Source organism: Stenotrophomonas sp. SrG (genome assembly GCF_050031795.1).
Lineage (GTDB): Bacteria > Pseudomonadota > Gammaproteobacteria > Xanthomonadales > Xanthomonadaceae > Stenotrophomonas > Stenotrophomonas rhizophila_A.
In genome coordinates this window covers 165,267-183,902 of sequence record NZ_JBNBBE010000009.1, presented here as the reverse complement: position 1 = coordinate 183,902, position 18,636 = coordinate 165,267, and the positions used below count along the sequence as shown (strand labels likewise).

The window sequence follows — 18,636 nt, the reverse complement described above, 5'->3', positions numbered from 1 at the left end:
TGCGTGGGCGTGGCGGCGCCGGCGCGTGGCAGCGCCCGGCGCATCCCACGCTGCGGTGGGGCCTGCTGCCTCCGCACAGGTCCCGTCGCGCGGTGAGCTGCGCCGCGCCCTGGACCACGAGGGACTGGACGAGATCGTCGCGCTGCTGGGCAGGATGGGCGGCGTACACGGCCTGGATGCCGTGCTGGCGCGGCTGGCCGACCCGGCCCAACGGCAGGCCCTGAGCGACATGCAGGCCGCGCGCTGGAGCCGCGACGGGGGCGATGCGACCCAGGCGCGACAGGCGCTGCGCCGCGCCTTCCATGACGGACCGCACTGGCAGCCGCCGCAGGCCGCAGAAAATACTGGGCTGGCGCCGCTCTATCCTTCGGGACGCTGAGCGGCCCCCGGGCCGGGTTGGCCGGCTTTGCTAAGCTCTTTCTCTAATTTTCAAGGAACACCGCTCCATGACTGAGGCCGCAACGACCCGGCAGAAGCTGCCATTGCATTGGAAAATGGGCATTGGCTTCGGGCTTGGCCTGCTGCTGGGGCTGATCGTGCACGCTGTCGGGCCGGGCATTCCCTGGCTGCCCGATGCCGCCCGCGCGGTGATGACCTACCTGACCACGCCGCTGTCGGGCCTGTTCCTCAACCTGATCTTCATGCTGATCGTGCCGCTGATCTTCTCGGCGCTGGTGATGGGCGTGTCGGAGATGGGCGACATCCGCTCGCTCGGCCGGATCGGCTGGAAGACCCTGGCCTACACCGTGCTGCTGTCGGGCATCGCGGTTGGCCTGGGCCTGGTGCTGGTGAACGTGCTCAAGCCGGGCGTGGGCGTGGACCCGGCCATGGCCCAGCAGCTGCTGCACGAGAACGTCGAGCGCAGCCGCGAGATCGTGGCCAACATCGGCGAGCAGCCCAAGGGCATGGACATGCTGCTGTCGATCGTGCCCAGCAACGTGCTGGCCGCCGCCTCCAGCAACGGCGCGATCCTGTCGCTGATGTTCTTCGCGCTGATGTTCGGCATCGGCATGGTGCTGTCGCCAGATGAGAAGACCGCGCCACTGCGCAAGGTCATCGAAGGCGTGTTTGAAGTCTCGATGACCCTGATCAACCTGGTCATCCGCCTGGCGCCGTATGCGGTGGCCTGCTTCATGTTCAACCTGGCCGCGATCTTCGGCTTCGACCTGCTGATCCGCCTGGGCGCCTACGTGGGCGTGGTGGTGCTGGCGCTGGCGCTGCACATGGTGGTGACCTACGGCGCGGCGGTATGGCTGTCGGGGCGTTCGCCGCTGGCGTTCTTCCGCGATACCCAGGAGGCCACGGTGATGGCGTTCTCCACCGCCTCCAGCAATGCCACCCTGCCGACCGCACTGCGCGTGGCCGACCAGATGGGGCTGCCGCAGAAGGTATCGCGCTTCGTGCTCACCGTGGGCGCCACCGCCAACCAGAACGGCACCGCGCTGTTCGAAGGCGTGACGGTGATCTTCCTGGCCCAGTTCTTCGGCGTGGACCTGAGCATCACCCAGCAGCTGATGGTGATGGTGGTCTGCATCCTGGGCGGCATCGGCACCGCCGGCGTGCCCTCCGGCTCGCTGCCGGTGGTGGCGATGATCTGCGCCATGGTCGGCGTGGACCCGATGGGCATCGGCCTGATCCTGGGCGTGAACCACTTCCTGGACATGTGCCGCACCGCGCTCAACGTCACCGGCGACCTGGCCCTGACCACCCTGGTGGCCAAGGGCGAAAGTGATGAAAGTCACATTTCCGAGCCTGTCGCGCCGCGCGATTGAATGCGAGGTTGATGCCATGGATACTGGCCCGGCGCATGGAAGGCGCCGGGTTGGCGTCGTGCGGGGAAAGGAGAATCACATTCATGAAGAAGTATCTGGTGATGGCCGTACTCGGCCTGCTGGCGTTCGATGCCAGCGCGAAGTCGGAATGCCCGAACTACAAGCAGGAAGGCAGTTACTTCGCTGGCCGCAAGTTCACCAACTGGGATGTTGTTCCGGTGTCTGCGGACGTGGCGTACAAGCGCATCAAGGTGGAAGGCGTGAGCTCGGGCTTGACCCTGAAGTCGGAAGACAAGGAAGCAGGCCTGCTGATGTTCGAGCAGAACGCCAGCGGCTCCAACGGCCAGGTCACCCTGCCGTGGAACGTGGTGATCACCCCGCAAGGCGCGACGTCCTCCAAGGTCATGGTCACCAAGCTGACCCCGGGTGGCTACGCTACCGGTGAGAAGTTCCAGCGTGAATCGACCTGTGCGGTGATCAATTCGGCCACCGGCGAGGCCTGATCCACGACGTCCAGGCTGAAACGCCCCGCCCAGCGGGGCGTTTTCGTTGGTGTACCGCAGCCGTCTTCACACACCCGGGCAGCCTGACCCGCCCGGTGGACTGTGGGACAATGGGTGGCCCGCAGCCAGCGGGAGCCTCCCGACCCCGACAGAACCATGACGCAGCCCACCCGCCGCCAGTTGGCCAACGCCATCCGCTTCCTTGCCGCTGATGCGGTCGAAACCGCCAAGTCCGGGCATCCCGGCATGCCGATGGGCATGGCAGATATCGCCGAAGTCCTCTGGAACGACTATCTCCGTCACAACCCGAACAATCCGAAGTGGTTCAACCGCGACCGCTTCGTGCTGTCCAACGGCCACGGCTCGATGCTGCAGTACGCGCTGCTGCACCTGAGCGGCTACGACCTGCCGATCGAACAGCTCAAGCAGTTCCGCCAGCTCGGCAGCAAGACCGCCGGCCATCCGGAACACCATGAAACCCCCGGGGTGGAAACCACCACCGGTCCGCTCGGCCAGGGCCTGGCCAACGCGGTTGGTTTCGCGCTGGCCGAAAAGCTGCTGGCCCAGCGCTACAACCGCCCCGAGCACGAGATCGTCGACCACCGCACCTGGGTGTTCCTGGGCGACGGCTGCCTGATGGAAGGCATTTCCCACGAAGCGGCCTCGCTGGCCGGCACCTGGGGCCTGGGCAAGCTGGTCTGCTTCTGGGACGACAACCACATCTCCATCGACGGCAACACCGCCGGCTGGTTCACCGACAACACCCCCGAGCGTTTCGAAGCCTATGGCTGGAACGTGGTGCGCGGCGTCGATGGCCACGACCCGGAAAGCATCAAGGCCGCCATCGACAGTGCGCTGGCGCAGTCCGACAAGCCGACCCTGATCTGCTGCCGCACCACTATTGGTTTCGGTTCGCCGGGCAAGGCCGGCAAGGAATCCAGCCACGGCGCACCGCTGGGCAAGGATGAGCTGGAAGCCACCCGCAAGCAGCTGGGCTGGAACTACGGCCCGTTCGAGATCCCCGAAGAGATCTACGCCGGCTGGCGTGCCGGTGGTACCGGCACCCTGCGCCAGGCCGAGTGGGACCAGCAGTTCGACAAGTACGCCGCGCAGTTCCCGGCCGAAGCCGAAGAGCTGACCCGCCGTTCGAATGGCGAGCTGCCGGCCGATTTCGTCGCCAAGGCCGATGCCTACATCGCCCAGGTCCAGGCCGAAGGCCAGACCATCGCCTCGCGCAAGGCCTCGCAGCTGGCCATTGAAGCCTTCGCGCCGCTGCTGCCGGAGCTGGTGGGTGGTTCGGCCGATCTGGCGCACTCCAACCTGACCCTGTGGAAGGCCAGCAAGTCGGTCGCCACTGACGACCCGAATGCCAACTACGTGTACTACGGCGTGCGCGAGTTCGGCATGACCGCCATTGCAAATGGCCTGGCCCTGCATGGCGGCTTCATTCCGTTCGATGCCACCTTCCTGGTGTTCAGCGACTACGCCCGCAACGGCGTGCGCATGAGCGCGCTGATCCCGGCCCATGCCATCCACGTGTACACCCACGACTCGATCGGCCTGGGCGAAGACGGCCCGACCCACCAGCCGGTGGAGCACCTGGCCTCGCTGCGCTACATCCCGAACAACGATGTGTGGCGCCCGTGCGATGCGGTCGAATCGGCGGTCAGCTGGAAGGCGGCAATCACCCGCCAGGACGGCCCGAGCTGCCTGGTGTTCAGCCGCCAGAACCTTCCGCACCAGCCGCGCAGCACCGACCAGGTGGCGCAGATCGCCCAGGGTGGTTACGTGCTGGCCGATGCCGAAGGCGGCGTGCCGGACGTGATCCTGATCGGTACCGGTTCGGAAGTTGGCCTGGCCGTGGCCGCCAAGGCCGAGCTCGACGCCGCCGGGATCAAGACCCGCGTGGTCTCGATGCCGTCCACCGATGTGTTTGAGCGCCAGGATGCGGCCTACCGTGAATCGGTGCTGCCCAACGCGGTGCGCAACCGCGTGGCGGTCGAAGCCGGCGTCACCGGTTTCTGGCGCCAGTACGTGGGCCTGGACGGTGCGGTGATCGGTATCGACACCTTCGGCGCATCGGCCCCGGCCGAAGCGCTGTACAAGCACTTCGGCATCACCACCGATGCGGTGGTGGCTGCTGCGAAGGCGCAGCTGGCCAGGTAAGGGCAAGCAACCGACGTAGTCCAGACGGCGCTTCCCGAAACGGAAGCGCCGTTTTCATTTGTCCGCGCTGCGTTACGCGGTGCGCGCCAAGCCCAACCGCACCAGGCGCGCTTCAACTTTCTCGCCGAACCTCTTCGGCGCATCCAATCCCATCCGCTGCAGGTACACCACGTCGCCATCGCCGGCCGGCTGGGTAAACGCAGCCAGCACCGTGCGCAGCTTCGCGCCCGGGGTCTGGGTGTTCTGCTTCAACCAGCCCAATGCCTTTACCAGGTGCTGCTCCACTTCGGTGAAATCGCTGCCCAGCGGGTAATCGGGCAGGGCGCCGGACTGCCGGAACGGCGCCAGCGATGCACTCACCGCGGCGGCCGTATTGCGTCGTGCCCAATGCTCCGGCGCGACAAAACCATCCGCCAGCTTCTTCGAGGCCTTCGCTGTCTGCAGCAGGTTGGCCTGGAACGCCGCATCGGTGATCGCCGCCATGCCGGTCACACAGTCCTCGTCGGTGAGGTTGCGCAGGTCGGCGATGCCATATTCGTTGATGTAGATATCGCGCAGGTGGCGCGGAATCGTGGTGTGCCCGTAGTTCCAGCGCACGTTCGACTGCAGCGTGCCCTTGTCCTCGCGGGTCGCGCGGAACATCAGCGCGCTGCGTGCCTCGGGCAGCGCGTGCGCCATCGCCACGAAGTTGTACTGGCCGCCCACGCCGGAGACCACGCGCCCGTCTTCCAGCGCATCGGACACCGCCGCGCCCAGCGCGGTGGCCATCATGCAGGAATTGAAGAAACGCGCATGCCGGCGCTGCAGCCGTTCCAGCGCCTCGTTGCCGCCATACAGCTGGTTGATCTCGCTGATCCGGCGCATGCCGATCGCGCGGGATTCCGCTTCCGGCAGGTCGCGCAGCCACTGGTAGAACTCCGGCGAGCCCAGGTAGAACGCGCCATGCAGGTATTCGCCTTCCGCTTCCAGCGTGGCGTGGTCGATGGTCAGCGTGCTGCCGCTTTCAATCCGCTCCATCAGCGCCAGGTCATCGTGCACCTTGCGTCGAATCACCCCGGTCTGCACCAGGCGGCGGAAGCCTTCGTTGAGCATCTCACTGCAGCCGTACAGACCCACCTCGAACGGCTCCAGGCCGCCGCATTCGAGCACCGTCGGGTGGCTGGCCAACGTCGGGTCCAGCGCGTGCAGGATCTGCCGGTAGCGGGCGTTGTCGGTGTGGCGTAGCACCAGCGCGTGGCTGATCGCATCGGCCAGCGTGCCGATGCCGATCTGCAGCGTGCCACCATCGCGGACCAGTGCGCTGGCATACAGCCCGATGGCGTAGTCCGCATCGCTGACCGGCTGTCGCGGCAGCCCGAACAGGGCCGGATACGGTGCCGGCGGCGTGATCACCAGGTCGAAGAAGGACACATCCACCGTGGCCGAGCCGCCCAGGTAGGGCAGCTGCGGATCGATCTCGGCAATCAGCAGCGGGCGCGGCAGGCCGCGCGCCAGCATGGCGTCGATCGTGTCCTGGGTGATGTCGTTGTTGCAGGACAGCGACAGGCGCCGGTCGTCGGGCCGCATCGCCACTTTCTGCACGATCGCGTGCGGCGCGCGCTGCGCCACCGCATCGGCGGCATGGGTGTAGTTGAGGCTGGTGTAGCCGCGCTGGGCCTGCGATGAACCGAGCAGCGCGCCGGACTGCATGTAGAACTCCTCCACCTGCACGTGGTCGGGCAGGCGGTCGCGCACCATCGCATCGGCATAGGCCAGGCGCGGGAAATCTTCGCCGAAATGGCGCGCCGCGAACGGTGCCATGAAGCGCGCCTCCAGCCCGCCGCCGGGCTTGGGCGGGTTCAACGACAGCGCGGTATAGATCTGCAGCGGGCGCGACGGGTCGTTCTCGATCCGCGCATACAGCGCGTTGAGCAGCCGGTGTGGCTTGCCCAGTGCCAGCGGTGCGCCGATGCGCAGCGGCCCGTCAACACGCTGCAACAGCCAGTCGGTGGCAGCGTCCAGGTCGGTGAGATGCTCGGTCATTCGGCGTTCCTGCAAAGTCTTGAAAAGCATTACAGCACTTCCGGCTTGAACGGACCGCGACGCAGGGGCTTGACATGGACAAGGATTACGCGCGTAATCGATCCGTCGATTACGGATGTAAATGATGAGCCAGATCAGCGAAGCCGAAGCCGTTGTCATGGAAGTGCTCTGGAACCGGCACCCGCAGGGCGCCGACGAGGTGGTGGCGGCCCTGGCCGACCGCGACTGGGCAGAGCCCACCATCAAGACCCTGCTCAACCGCCTGCTCACCAAGGGCGCGATCAGCGCCAGCCGTGAGGGCCGCCGCTATCTGTACTCGCCGGTGCTGCAGCGGCAGGCCTGGGTGGCCGAACAGAGCAGCGGCCTGCTGGACAAGCTGTTCGCCGGCCGGGTCGCGCCGCTGGTGGCGCATTTCAGCGAACGCGGCGAGCTGAGCGCGCAGGACATTGCCGAACTGAAGAAGCTGATCCAGGAGCTGGACCATGACTGAGCTGCTGCAGGGAGTGCTGCTGGCGAGCATGTGGGTGTCGATGGCCGTGGTGCTGCTGGCCGCGCTGCGCCCGCTGCTGCGCCGGCTTGGCGGCGCACCGCTGGTGTACCGCAGCTGGTGGCTGCTGCCGCTGGTGCTGCTGGCACCGCTGCTGCCGCTGCCCGGCGTGCCACTCGTCGAGGCCACGCCGGTGCACGCGCTGGGGGTCGCGCTGCGTGCGCCGGTGCTGCCGGCCGACGCGGTGCTGTGGCCGACCCTGCTGGTCGCGCTGTGGGCGGCCGGCGCACTGCTGGCCGGCATCCGCCAGTGGCGTGGCCAGCGCCGTTTCGAGCGTGGCATGGGCGCGCTTCACCCGCGAAGCGATGGCAGCTGGCAGGCCAGCGCCGATCCCGGCCTGCCGGCCCTGGTGGGCCTGTGGTCACCACGCGTGGTGGTCGGCCCGGATTTCGATCTGCGCTTCAGTGCGGCCGAACGCGCGCTGATCCTGCAGCATGAATTCCAGCACCGCCGGCATGGCGATCACTGGGCCAATGCCGCGCTGGCACTGCTGCGCTGCCTGTTCTGGTTCCATCCGTTGTTGCCGTGGGCCTCGCGCCGCTTCCTGCGCGACCAGGAACTGGCCTGCGACGCACGCACGGTCGACCCGCATCCGGCCTCGCGCCGGCTCTACGCCAACGCGCTGCTGAAGGCGCAGTTGGTCCACCCGGTTGCGCCCATGGCGTGCCACTGGCGCAGCCAACCGATGTTGAAGGAGCGAATTGCCATGATGAAGGAACACAAGCGCAGGGCGTTGCCGTGGGTGACCGGCCAGGTACTGGTGGTGGGGCTGTGCATGGGGCTGGGCGCGGTCGCCTGGGCCAGCCAGGCCGGCAGCGGCGGCAGCCCGGCGATCAGTGCCGAACCGTTCCAGTTCGCGCAGGAAGATGCGGCCAAGGCAGGGCTGGAGCGCCCGGTGACGATCGACAGGATGCCGCCGCCGAGCTACCCCACCAGCGCGTTCGAGAACAACCAGAGCGGTGAAGTGGTGCTGCGGGTGGAGGTGGACGCGCAGGGCAGGGTCAGCGATGTACGCGTGCTCAGTGCCACCAACCCGGGCGTGTTCGACGCCGCTTCGATCGCTGCAGCCCGGCAGTGGACCTACCGTCCGGCGATGAAGGACGGCAAAGCGGTGGCGGGCGCGGTCCGCATTCCAGTGAACTTCGCCATGACTGAGACGGTGACCGGCCAGTGAGGTGGCAGCTGCCTGCGTCGGTTGCGCTCGTGGTGGGGGTGGCTGGCTGTGCCGGCCACGATCGCCTCACCACGGTGGATTCACGGGCCGAAACGGTCGGCCACCAGCGGCTGCGGGTTGACGCGACGGGAGGGTCAGGGCAGGTGGAGGCTTACACGCTCAAACCCAGCGAGGGCTACCGGATGCCACAACTGTATGCGGCGCCGGACCCGGTGCTGGGGGAGCGCGATCCGCGCCGGGAGTTGCCGCCCACCACGGTCTGCCTGCAGGTGGTGGTGAGCGCCGACGGCACGGTGGAACGCAGCATGCCGGTGAGTGGTCGCAGTGAATGCATTGCCGGCGCTGCTGCCGAAAACCGGGTGCTGGTGGAAGCGGCACGGGAAGCGGTCGCGATGTGGCGCTACTCGCCTGCGGCGGTCTGCCACTTCGCGGCAGGCCGCGCGTCGGCCGACCGCAGCGACTGTCGCGATGCCGAGCGGGTGGAACCGGTGGCAGTAAGCCTGTTCTACGCTTTCACGTTCGAGATCGTGCACGGCCAGCACACGGTGAAGACCCGGTAAAACCACGCGCTGCGCGGTTTTTACGCCCCGCCCTGGATGTTCGCCTTTACCGACGGGTGCATCAACTTGGGCTCGGCAAGCGTGGCGTCGCGCGCTTGCCGGGTCGCCACGAACGCCGCCTCGCTCACCCCGTCATGCAGGTGGATGTTATGTGCGCGCTGCTCGCCGATGGTGGTTTCATTGGCGACCGCGCGCCCGCCCGGGCCGTAGTCGTGGCAGATGAACACCCGGGTGGCATCGGGCAGGGCAAGCAGGCGTTGGATCGAGCGGTACAGCAGGCCGGCGTCGCCCCCGGGAAAATCACAGCGTGCGGTTCCGCCATCGGGCATGAACAGCGAATCGCCGGTGAACACGGCATCACCGATCCGGTACGCCACGCTGTCGCTGGTATGTCCGGGTACGGCAATGACCTCCGCTGCGATGTCACCCACGGCAAAGCGCTCGCCATCGGCGAACAGATGGTCGAACTGCGAGCCATCGGTGGGCACGTCCAGCCCATAGCGCGGTGCGAAGGTGCGTTGCACCTCCACAATGCCGTCGCCCATCGCCAGCGTCGCCTGCGGCCATTGCTGCTTCAGCGAGCGCCCAGCGCTGACATGGTCGGCATGCGCATGCGTTTCCAGCAGCCAGCGCACCTCGAGCGCGTGTTCGCGCACATGCGCCAGCAGCGGCTGCAGCGCACCGGACCCGGCCGCGTCGGTGTCCGGGTCGTAATCCAGCACCGGGTCGATCACCGCCGCCTGCCGGGTGGCCGGGTCATGCACCACGTAACTGAAGGTGTTGCTGTCCGGGTGGAAGAAACTGGCGACGTGCGGTGCCATGGTGAAACCTCAGCGCTTACCCAACGTGTCGTTGAGCAGCACCGCCAAGCGTTCCCCGGCCAGGCGCAGTTCGCTTTCGGCGACCGGCAGGTACGTGGCGGTGTACTCGGGCGCTAGCGTACGCTGGGCCGGGTAAACGCCAGGTGCAATGGCGATGCGGCAGCTGGACTCGGCCCACTGCACTGCATCGGTGCCGATCGCCGAGCGCTTGCCCACCTTCGGCGCCTTCAGCGCGGCCAGGCGCCGGGTGTAGGCGTCGTCGTCCAGCTTGAGGGTGTTCAGCATGCCGCTGTCCCACAGCGAATGCAGGTTGGTGCCGCGCCCGTTGAATTGCACCTGGAAGTCATTGCCGCCCTTGTCATGGCCGTAACCGGCATGCATGGGCTGGTGGATGTCGCCGACGAAATGCACGACGAACTTGAGTGCCTGCGCGCGTTCGGCATCGGGGCGGCTGCGGTCGCCGAGGATGGCGGTCTGGGTCTTCAACGCTTCCACCACGCAGTTGCCATTGCGGCAGTTGCGCTCGACCTCGTAGTGGCAATCATCTTCGCCGATGTTGACGTAATGCCAGCCGGCCGAACGCTTGCCAAGGCCGGGATCCTTGGCGCGCAGTTCATCGGCCCACGGCGCAATGGAGGCCAGGGTGGCCCCCGGCTCGGTGGCCAGAAGCCGCGCCACTTCGGCGCGGGTCTGCGGGGTCAGGCGCGGTTCGGCAACGCGGGCGACCAGGCGGTGGCCTTGTGCGCCCCACGCCAGGGCATCGGTGGATACGAGGGTGAGGGCGGTCAGCAGCGCGGCGGACGTCATCAGGGAGGCGATTTTCATCGGCCCATTCTAACGATCCGCCCCGGCGCTGACCTTTTCCGGATCTGGCCGGCTGGCGATGCCGCCGGCGCAACGGGGTGGCCCCGGCGGAATTCGGGATTCTGCCGGGGCCGTTCCCGCTACAGCGCCACTGGGCGCGAGAACACGTAGGAGGGGTCGAAGACCTTCCCACTGCGCTTCGACTGCAGGGCATGAGCTGCGCGCGGATCATTCGCGGCGTCGCCATGCTGTGCCATCAACGCTGGGGCGGGCGAGGTATCGGACGCAGAGCGCTGCCACGGTTGCTGCAGCCAGCTGCGCAGCAGCGTCGTCACCGGTGCGAGCCGCTCTTTGTCAGCGCGGGGAAGCGTTGCCGTTGCCGCCTCGAAGCTGTCCGTCACCGCCCTCACGAACTGCGGGTCGGCGTTTTCCTCGAGCAGCACCGCCACCGCCTTGACGTGCCCGCCCTGCATGGCGAATGCCAGCGGGGACTGCTCTGCGTTGGAGTCGTTGGGCGGGTAGGCGATTCCGGGTGGGACATGTTCCAGCAACAGCCTCAGCATCGCGGCGTGCCCCTTCTCGGCGGCAAACTGCAGCATGAGGTAGCTTTTGTCACGCGGCCGGACCCCCTGCTCAAACAGGTAGCGCGCGATATCCAATGCGTTGAACGCGACCGCAGTGCCCAATGCCTGCCGGAAGTCGAACGGCTCTGTCGCATCGCATGCGCGCGCGTTCTTCCTTTCCAACACCTGCCAGTGGGCGTGCAGCTGCCGGAACCTGTCCACATTGCCGTCCTCCGCCTGCGATACGAACGCGCGCAGGGTAGGCCTCGCCCCCGCCCGCAGCAGTACCTCGGTGCACTCCCAGTACCCATGTTCCACGGCGAGTTCGAGCGCTGTGGCTCCGTGAACTTCGGACGTCATGTCGACGTCGATCTTTCCAGCACTGGCGCGCAGCAGTGTTTCAAGGCGCTTTGAATGATTGGAGATCACCGCGCAGTGCGCGGCACCATAGCTGCCGGCGTCAGGGTTGGACTTCTCGAGCAGCTTCTTGATGGTGGTGTCGCTTGTCGGCTTCATCACCCGCCGCAGTGGGGACGTGCTGGCGTCGACGAGACAGGCGCGCTCCAGTGCGTTGAAGGGCGCCGATTGCCGCGTCCGATTGGATTTCTCCTGCTGTTCGATCTGGTGTGCCAGCTTGACGTTGAGCGATTGCACCTGGGCGCTGCCCCACCGGCGCACGTTGGCAAGCAGGCTGTTGCTCGCCGCCTCCATGGCAGTGCTTTGGCCTAACGTCTTGAAGGTGGGAACGTTGCGCGGCAGCGGGGCCCTTTCGTTGGGGATTATCTTCGCAAGGGAGCGCGGTGGCAGGGCAATGACGCGTTGGACGGCGCCCCTGCCCAGTTCAACCAACGCACTGGTCATGGTGCGCTGCGCCGCAGGAACAATCGCCAGTGCCTGCTCGACCCGCACCGGTGGCGGGTCGGGTGGCAGGTCGACCACAGGCGGGGTGCAGGCCGGCTCTGCCTGGAGGGCGGTCGAAGCGGCAATGTCCGGCACCACGACCGCGTTCGGCGTTGCCTGGCCCTGGCTGTGCAGGGCCGACTCGAGCTTGGCGATCTGCGCCTGGTAGTGCGAACGCGCGTCACCCTCGGGCAGGCGGGCGTGCTCGACTTTCAGGACCGACAGGGCGGCGCGGGTACTTTCCAGCTCCAGCGCAGAGAGATCACCGGGTTCCAGGTGGTCGTCGCCGCCGCAGGCGAACTGGCTGTCCTCATCCGACGAGTCGGACACCTCCTGGAAGTCGATCCTGCCCTGCGGCAGCGCCGGAGTCTGGGCTGTGCTCACGCAGGGCGTCGCCACATTGAGAATGGACCAGAGCCTGCCGATGGCCGGCGTCCTGTTGATCTGGCCTGCGATCAGGTGGAGGCCTTCGCTCAGGCTGGGAAGCGGTCGGCGCGGGGCGGCGGGATTGGCGGGAAGTTGCGAGGGAATGCGGGTCATGTCGGTCCTTCAGCAGCGGCTGGAGAGAGGCGGGATGGGGGTGCCGGTAGGCTGGCCGTGCATGCTTGGCTGCGCCTGCCCGCTCTCCGATGAATTGTTGCCGGACACGTCACTACGATTGACTGCGCCAATTGACGCGAGCAGCGTGTGTGGTCTTGCTCAATCGATCCATGTCGCTGCATGCACCGCAGCGCGTTCCTCGATTCAGTCCATTGATCGAATCGATCGTTCTAATTGACGTGGTGATGAACAGTGCTGCAACAAGGCAAAAAAAATCCCCGGCCAAGGCCGGGGAAATGCGTTGCTGCGAGGTTGGGAGCGGCGCTGACCGGTGGGTCAGAACTTGAACACGTAGGACACGCCATACGCCAGCGGGTCGATCTTGACGGTGCCCAGCTTGGTGCCATCCAGCTTGACGTCGCTGTCGATGTCGATCCAGCGCACGTCGACGCGCAGGGCGCCCTTGTCGGCGATGGCGAAGTCGACGCCGGCGTGTGCGGCCAGGCCCCACGAGTCTTCCAGCTTGAGGCTGCTGCCGGCCAGGGCGCCGCCGGTTTCTTCGCTGAAGAAGGTGGTGTAGTTCAGGCCGGCGCCGAGGAACGGGGACACCTTGCCCTTGCTGTTGAAGTGGTACTGCAGGGAGACCACCGGCGGCAGGTGCTTGGTGCTGCCAACGCGGCCCAGGCCGTCGATGTTGATGTCGTGCTTGAACGGCAGGGCGGCCAGAAGCTCGATGCCGAGGTTGTCGGCGATGAAGTATTCGCCGGTGATGGTGGGCTTGATGTCGTTGTCGACGTCGACCTTGAGGCCGCCGGCCAGGGTGCCGTTGTTGGACTTGGGGGCCACCTGGTGCACGCCGGCGGCCAGGGTCCAGTCGCCCTTGGACTGGGCCATGGCGGGGCTGGCGGCCAGGGCGAGGGCGGCGGCAAGGCTGGCGGGCAGGAGGAGGGAGGGGGTGCGCATGGTGCGTTCTCGTGGCGGGGTGGAATGGGGCCAGTTTTCCCGTCCAGGCCTTGGCGCGCCTTGATCCGGATCAATCCACGATTTTTACGGGTGTAACCGCTTCCCATCACGATCCCGGGGGCCGGGGTGGGTCGGGCTTTGATAGAATGGCGGCCCTTTCCATCGGCGCCGCTCTGTCGCGGCTGCAGGAGCTTGTGAACATGGCAATCAAGGTTGGCATCAACGGTTTCGGTCGCATCGGGCGCAACGTGCTGCGTTCGGCGGTGCTGAATTTCGGTAATGACATCGAAATCGTGGCCATCAACGATCTGCTGGAGCCGGATTACCTGGCGTACATGCTGAAGTACGACTCGGTGCATGGCCGCTTCAAGGCAGACGTGGAAGTGTCGGGCAGCGACCTGCTGGTCAATGGCAAGAAGATCCGCCTGACCCAGGAACGCGATCCGGCCAACCTGAAGTGGGACGAGGTCGGCGTGGACGTGGTGATCGAGTCCACGGGCCTGTTCCTGACCAAGGAAACGGCGCAGAAGCACATCGATGCGGGCGCGAAGAAGGTGATCCTGTCGGCACCGTCGAAGGACGATACGCCGATGTTCGTGTTCGGTGTGAACGACAAGACCTATGCGGGCGAGGCGATCATCTCCAACGCGTCGTGCACCACCAACTGCCTGGCGCCGCTGGCCAAGGTGATCAACGACAAGTGGGGCATCAAGCGTGGCCTGATGACCACGGTGCATGCGGCGACTGCGACGCAGAAGACCGTGGATGGTCCGTCGAACAAGGACTGGCGCGGTGGCCGCGGCATCCTGGAAAACATCATTCCTTCGTCGACGGGTGCGGCCAAGGCCGTGGGCGTGGTCATTCCGGAGCTGAACAAGAAGCTCACCGGCATGAGCTTCCGCGTGCCGACCTCTGACGTGTCGGTGGTCGACCTGACGGTGGAGCTGGAGAAGGAAGCTACGTACGCCGAGATCTGCGCGGAAGTGAAGGCGCAGAGCGAAGGCGCGCTGAAGGGCATCCTGGGCTACACCGAAGACAAGGTCGTGGCGACCGATTTCCGCGGTGAAACCCACACGTCGGTGTTTGATGCCGACGCCGGCATCGCCCTGGACAGCACGTTCGTGAAGCTGGTGTCCTGGTACGACAACGAGTGGGGCTATTCGAACAAGTGCCTGGAAATGGCCAAGGTCGTCGCCGCGAAGTAATCGCTGCGTACGGATCTGAAAGAACGGCGGACTTCGGTTCGCCGTTTTTTTTGGTCGGTACCCGCCGATGGCGCGTGTCGCCGGCCTTCGTCCGGCGGCTGATGTAGTTGTGCGAACAGCCGCTGCCTGCAGGACCTCTGGCCAGGGCCGGCGGGTACGGGGGTACGGGACACGCCGTGAACCCGTCCATGGGGGCTCGTAGAAAACATCCATGTTTTCTACGGTCCCGTACCCCCGTACCCGCCGACCCTCCGATGGTCACCGGTGGCCATGGGAAAGCGGGGGGCATGGCGCCTTGGACCGCTGTTCCCCCCGATTCAGTTAGCATGGCTCCGCTGCCGCTGGCGCCTTGCTTGTCATGGCTGCCGGTGGCGTTCCCTTGAGGATGACGCGGAATGGAAGCATTGATTGTCCTGGCGGTACTGGTGCTGTTGGCCGTGCCGGTGTTGCTGATCGTGGCGTTGGTGATGATTTCCGGGCTGCGCCGCAGGGTGGCTGCCTTGGAGCAGGCACGTAGCGGCAGTGCCCAACCGGCGGCCCAGCCGGCGGTGAGTGCGGCATGGGAAGAGCGCCCGTATGCGCCGACCCCGGTGGCTGCGCCGGCGCCTGCCCCTGAGGTGCCGCTGACCGACCCAGAGTCGGTGCCCGAGCCGTTCGCTGCGGCTGCGCGGGTTGCGCCGCCGCCGCTGCCGTCCGCTGCTGTCTCCGAACCCGAACCCTTCGTGCCGCCGCCGCCGCGTGGGCCGGACCTGGGCGAGCGGATCGTGGGGACGATCAAGCGCTGGTTCACCGAGGGCAATGTGCCGGTGAAGATCGGCATGCTGGTGTTGTTGGCGGGTGTTGCGGCGCTGCTGAAGTATGCGAGCGACCAGGGTTGGCTCAATGCGCCGATCGAGCTGCGCCTGGCGGGCATTGCGGCGGGTGCGCTGGCGGGGCTGGTGTTCGGCTGGGTGCAGCGCGAGCGCCGGCGGATGTTTGCGCTGGCGTTGCAGGGCGGGGCGATTGGCATCCTGCTGCTGACGATCTTCGCGGCGTTCAAGCGCTATGACCTGATCGATCCGGGTATCGCGTTCGCGCTCAGCATCGTGCTGATTGCGGGCATGGGGGTGCTGGCGGTGGTGCAGAACTCTCGCACGCTGGCAGTGCTGGGTATCCTGGCCGGGTTCATGGCGCCGATCTGGCTGTCCACCGGCAGCGGCAACCATGTGGCGCTGTTCTCGTATTACGCGGTGCTCAATGCGGCCATCCTCGCCATTGCGTGGTGGCGGCCGTGGCGCGCGCTCAACCTGCTGGGTTTTGCGTTTACGTTTGGCATCGGCACCACGTGGGGGGTGCTGCAGTACAACGCGGACAAGTTCGCCAGTACCGAGCCGTTCCTGCTGCTGTTCTTTACGTTCTACCTGGTCATTCCCATCCTGTACGCGCGCCGCCAGCCGGCGGAGAAGCGCGATCTGGTCGATGGCAGCCTGGTGTTTGGCACGCCGCTGATCGCGTTCTTGCTGCAGGCGGGCATGCTGCATGACGACCGGTTGCTGCTGGCGCTGTGCGCGCTGGGGGTGGCGGCGTTGTATGCGGGGCTGGCGTGGGCGCTGATCCGGCGGCCGCGCTATGCGGCGTTGGGTCAGTCGCATGCGGTGCTGGCGGTGGGCTTTGCCACGCTGGCGGTGCCGTTGGCGTTGTCGGCACGTGCCACGGCCAGTGTGTTCGCGCTGGAAGGCGCGGCGCTGGTGTGGCTGGGCCTGCGCCAGCAGCGCCTGCTGCCGCAGATCGCCGGCGCGCTGCTGCAGCTGGGTGCCGCGTTCGGCTTCGTGGTGGGGGCCGACTACTGGTTCAACGACGCCACGGCCATCGCCAACCCGACCTTCATGAGCGGGTTGCTGCTGGCGCTGGCCGGGTTTGCGTCGGCCTTCAGCTACCGCCGTGCCGGCCGCGACGCACCGGCCATCGTGTACTACCTGTGGGGCCTGCTGTGGTGGCTGGGTGGCGCCAGCCATGAGATCACCCGCTTCGTTGCGTTCGACAGCCGCCCGGATGCGTTGCTGGTCGTAGTTGCGGTCACGGCATGGATCGCGGCGGAGGTGCACCGGCGCATGCCGGCGCGCGCGCTGGTGTTGACCACGCTGGCGATGCTGCTGTGCGCGTTCCCGCTGGCGCTGTGGCAGGTGGACATCCACCGCCAGCCCTTCGCCGGATATGGCGCGATGGCCTGGGCGGTGTTCGCGGTGCTGGGTGTGCGCAGCCTGTGGTGCCTGCGCGGTGGCCAGGACCGTGCAGCGGTGGCGGCGCAGTTCATCTGGTGGCTGCTGTGGCCGACAGTGCTGTCTCTGGCTGCGTCGTGGCTGGCCGACCGCTTCGAGCTGGCCCAGGGCTGGGCGCTGGCGGCGACGCTGCTGCCGTGGCTGGCGGTGGTGTTCATCGCGCTGCAGCGCTGGCGCTGGTTGACGGTGCCGTTGGGCGAGCGCTTCAACGTGGCGCGCCCTGCGTTGCAGTGCACGCTGTTTGCGGTGCTGGGGCTGGCGTGGGTCGGCTTCCTGTTTGCCCCGGGCGCGGCGTGGCCGCTGCCGTGGGTACCCGTGTTCAACCCGTTGGAGCTGGCGCAGCTGGCCGTGCTGGCGTTGCTGGCGCGGTGGCTGTGGCGCGGCGATGCGCCCGCAGCACTGCAGGCACGCCGCGTGCCGCTGCTGGCGCTGTCCGGCTTCATTGCGCTGACCAGCATCACCCTGCACGCCGTGCACCATTGGGGCGGGGTGTCGTGGAACGGGCGGCTGTGGTCGTCCACGCTGGCACAGACCAGTTTGACGGTGGTGTGGAGTGTGCTCGGCGTGATCAGCTGGGTGTGGGGTTCGCGCCGCGGGCAGCGCGCCCTGTGGCTGGTGGGTGCGGTGCTGATGGGCGTGGTGCTGGCCAAGCTGGTGCTGATCGACCGGCAGCACCTGGGCAACCTGCTTGGTATTTCTTCCTTCATTGCCTACGGCCTGCTGTGCACGGTCGTGGGCTATCTGGCGCCGGCGCCGCCGCGGGCGCCGGACCCCATCGTGGAGCCGCAGCCGTGACCCTTCTTCATCGTGTAATCGCCATCGTGTCGCTCGCCGTGGCCACGCCCGCGCTGGCGGCCGATGCGCGCCAGGACTTCCGCGAGCAGTGGCCGCTGCAGCTGTCTGCCGCGCAGGCCGGTGCCTACCGGCTGATGCTGGGCGAGGCGCAGTACCGCAGCGCGGTGTCGCCCCAGTTGGCCGATGTGCAGGTGTTCAATGCGCGGGGCCAGGCCCTGCCGTCGGCGCTGTTCTCGGCCGACCAACCGCTGGCGCAGGCGGCCGAATGGCAGGCGCTGCCCTGGTTCCCGCTGCCGGCGCAGGGCGGTAGCGGCGGCGACGATCTGCAACTGCTGACCGAACGCAACACCGATGGCAGCGTGCGCCGCGTGGAAGCCCGCCTCGGCCGCAGCGTGGGCAACGCATCGCCGGGTGGCTGGCTGGTCGACGCCAGCGCGCTGCGCACCGGCGTGCAGGCCCTGCGCCTGGATTGGGAGGCGCCGCAGGCGCTGCAGGTACGCGTGCGCGTGGATGCCAGCGACGACCTGCGCGACTGGCAGCGCGTGGCCGACGACGTGCCGCTGGTGGATCTGCAGCACGACGGCCGCCGGCTGCAGCAGCGCCGTATCGAGATAGGCCGCGAAGCGAAGTATTTCCGCATCGTGCCCACCGGCGGCGATGCGCTGCCGGCGCTGTCGGCGGTGCAGGCCGAACGCGTGGCCACGGCGCAGGCGATCGCGTGGCAGTGGCGCGCGCTGAGCGGTGCCGCAGGCAGGCCGGGGGAGTTCGAATACACCCTCGATGGCCGCTTCCCGATCGCGCAGGTGGACATCGCCACGCCGGACAACAGCGTGGTGCAGTGGACCCTGCTCAGCCGCGACGATGCCAACCAGCCCTGGCAGGTCCGCGCAGGGCCGTGGGTGGCCTACCAGCTGCAGGACACCGACGCGCGCCGGCAGTCGCAGACCCAGTCGCTGGCCGTGGCCACGCGGGACCGCTTCTGGAAGCTCACCGCCGCGCAGGGCACGGCGGCGATGCCGGCGCCCACGTTGAAGCTGGGCTAA

General features: G+C 67.2%; 14 protein-coding genes and 1 pseudogene. 10 read left to right on the top strand and 5 right to left on the bottom strand.

The features are described 5' to 3' along the window. From ACQG3P_RS10885 to tkt, 4 genes and pseudogenes are all read left to right on the top strand, one after another. Nucleotides 1-379 (top strand): annotated as a pseudogene (locus ACQG3P_RS10885) (BatD family protein); the annotation flags it as partial. Between the two features lie 67 nt (nt 380-446). Continuing rightward, nucleotides 447-1,772 (top strand): dicarboxylate/amino acid:cation symporter, encoded by a 1,326-nt coding sequence (locus tag ACQG3P_RS10880; protein ID WP_426805043.1) that lies wholly within the window; start codon nt 447-449, stop codon nt 1,770-1,772. 83 nt (nt 1,773-1,855) lie between these two features. Then, nucleotides 1,856-2,275 carry a hypothetical protein gene (locus ACQG3P_RS10875; protein WP_426805042.1) on the top strand — a complete coding sequence of 140 codons (420 nt, stop codon included), beginning with the start codon at nt 1,856-1,858 and terminating at the stop codon, nt 2,273-2,275. 156 nt (nt 2,276-2,431) lie between these two features. Beyond that, nucleotides 2,432-4,441 carry a transketolase gene (tkt, locus tag ACQG3P_RS10870; RefSeq protein WP_093533670.1) on the top strand — a complete coding sequence of 670 codons (2,010 nt, stop codon included), beginning with the start codon at nt 2,432-2,434 and terminating at the stop codon, nt 4,439-4,441. 72 nt (nt 4,442-4,513) lie between these two features. On the opposite strand, the gene ACQG3P_RS10865 is transcribed toward tkt, so the two are convergent. Beyond that, nucleotides 4,514-6,463 carry an acetyl-CoA hydrolase/transferase C-terminal domain-containing protein gene (locus ACQG3P_RS10865; RefSeq protein WP_426805041.1) on the bottom strand — a complete coding sequence of 650 codons (1,950 nt, stop codon included), beginning with the start codon at nt 6,461-6,463 and terminating at the stop codon, nt 4,514-4,516. A 124-nt stretch (nt 6,464-6,587) separates the two neighbouring features. On the opposite strand from ACQG3P_RS10865, the gene ACQG3P_RS10860 reads away from it, so the two are divergent. From ACQG3P_RS10860 to ACQG3P_RS10850, 3 genes are read left to right on the top strand one after another with little or no spacing between them, the layout of a single operon-like run. Further along, nucleotides 6,588-6,953 carry a BlaI/MecI/CopY family transcriptional regulator gene (locus ACQG3P_RS10860; protein WP_184127195.1) on the top strand — a complete coding sequence of 122 codons (366 nt, stop codon included), beginning with the start codon at nt 6,588-6,590 and terminating at the stop codon, nt 6,951-6,953. Continuing rightward, nucleotides 6,946-8,184: a M56 family metallopeptidase gene (locus ACQG3P_RS10855; protein WP_426805040.1), complete on the top strand. Its 1,239-nt coding sequence runs from the start codon at nt 6,946-6,948 to the stop codon at nt 8,182-8,184. The genes ACQG3P_RS10860 and ACQG3P_RS10855 overlap by 8 nt, the downstream gene beginning before the upstream one ends. 8 nt (nt 8,185-8,192) lie before the next feature. After that, nucleotides 8,193-8,744: a hypothetical protein gene (locus ACQG3P_RS10850; RefSeq protein WP_426805046.1), complete on the top strand. Its 552-nt coding sequence runs from the start codon at nt 8,193-8,195 to the stop codon at nt 8,742-8,744. A gap of 20 nt (nt 8,745-8,764) precedes the next feature. Here the strand turns inward: ACQG3P_RS10850 and ACQG3P_RS10845 are convergent, their stop codons facing one another. The 4 genes from ACQG3P_RS10845 to ACQG3P_RS10830 form a co-directional block, all read right to left on the bottom strand. Beyond that, nucleotides 8,765-9,565, bottom strand: a complete 801-nt coding sequence (locus ACQG3P_RS10845; RefSeq protein WP_426805039.1) for an MBL fold metallo-hydrolase — start codon at nt 9,563-9,565, stop codon at nt 8,765-8,767. 9 nt (nt 9,566-9,574) lie between these two features. Further along, nucleotides 9,575-10,390 (bottom strand): S1/P1 nuclease, encoded by an 816-nt coding sequence (locus ACQG3P_RS10840; protein ID WP_426805038.1) that lies wholly within the window; start codon nt 10,388-10,390, stop codon nt 9,575-9,577. Between the two features lie 119 nt (nt 10,391-10,509). Beyond that, nucleotides 10,510-12,372 carry an ankyrin repeat domain-containing protein gene (locus ACQG3P_RS10835; RefSeq protein WP_426805037.1) on the bottom strand — a complete coding sequence of 621 codons (1,863 nt, stop codon included), beginning with the start codon at nt 12,370-12,372 and terminating at the stop codon, nt 10,510-10,512. Nucleotides 12,373-12,708: 336 nt separating this feature from the next. Then, nucleotides 12,709-13,335, bottom strand: a complete 627-nt coding sequence (locus tag ACQG3P_RS10830) for an OmpW/AlkL family protein (RefSeq protein WP_426805036.1) — start codon at nt 13,333-13,335, stop codon at nt 12,709-12,711. Between the two features lie 200 nt (nt 13,336-13,535). On the opposite strand from ACQG3P_RS10830, the gene gap reads away from it, so the two are divergent. From gap to ACQG3P_RS10815, 3 genes are all read left to right on the top strand, one after another. Then, on the top strand, nt 13,536-14,540 hold the full coding sequence (gene gap, locus ACQG3P_RS10825; RefSeq protein WP_068854751.1) for a type I glyceraldehyde-3-phosphate dehydrogenase: 1,005 nt from the start codon (nt 13,536-13,538) through the stop codon (nt 14,538-14,540). A gap of 395 nt (nt 14,541-14,935) precedes the next feature. Further along, nucleotides 14,936-17,593, top strand: coding sequence for a DUF2339 domain-containing protein (locus ACQG3P_RS10820; protein WP_426805035.1), 2,658 nt, complete (start codon nt 14,936-14,938; stop codon nt 17,591-17,593). After that, a complete protein-coding gene (locus ACQG3P_RS10815) occupies nt 17,590-18,636 on the top strand; it encodes a DUF3999 family protein (RefSeq protein WP_426805034.1) in 1,047 nt (348 codons plus the stop codon). Before ACQG3P_RS10820 ends, ACQG3P_RS10815 begins: the two co-directional genes overlap by 4 nt.

Coding starts and splice junctions, on each gene's coding strand:
- ACQG3P_RS10880 (WP_426805043.1), top strand. CDS start 447: ATGACTGAGGCCGCAACGACCCGGCAGAAGCTGCCATTGCATTGGAAA.
- ACQG3P_RS10875 (WP_426805042.1), top strand. CDS start 1,856: ATGAAGAAGTATCTGGTGATGGCCGTACTCGGCCTGCTGGCGTTCGAT.
- tkt (WP_093533670.1), top strand. CDS start 2,432: ATGACGCAGCCCACCCGCCGCCAGTTGGCCAACGCCATCCGCTTCCTT.
- ACQG3P_RS10865 (WP_426805041.1), bottom strand. CDS start 6,463: ATGACCGAGCATCTCACCGACCTGGACGCTGCCACCGACTGGCTGTTG.
- ACQG3P_RS10860 (WP_184127195.1), top strand. CDS start 6,588: ATGAGCCAGATCAGCGAAGCCGAAGCCGTTGTCATGGAAGTGCTCTGG.
- ACQG3P_RS10855 (WP_426805040.1), top strand. CDS start 6,946: ATGACTGAGCTGCTGCAGGGAGTGCTGCTGGCGAGCATGTGGGTGTCG.
- ACQG3P_RS10845 (WP_426805039.1), bottom strand. CDS start 9,565: ATGGCACCGCACGTCGCCAGTTTCTTCCACCCGGACAGCAACACCTTC.
- ACQG3P_RS10840 (WP_426805038.1), bottom strand. CDS start 10,390: ATGAAAATCGCCTCCCTGATGACGTCCGCCGCGCTGCTGACCGCCCTC.
- ACQG3P_RS10835 (WP_426805037.1), bottom strand. CDS start 12,372: ATGACCCGCATTCCCTCGCAACTTCCCGCCAATCCCGCCGCCCCGCGC.
- ACQG3P_RS10830 (WP_426805036.1), bottom strand. CDS start 13,335: ATGCGCACCCCCTCCCTCCTCCTGCCCGCCAGCCTTGCCGCCGCCCTC.
- gap (WP_068854751.1), top strand. CDS start 13,536: ATGGCAATCAAGGTTGGCATCAACGGTTTCGGTCGCATCGGGCGCAAC.
- ACQG3P_RS10820 (WP_426805035.1), top strand. CDS start 14,936: ATGGAAGCATTGATTGTCCTGGCGGTACTGGTGCTGTTGGCCGTGCCG.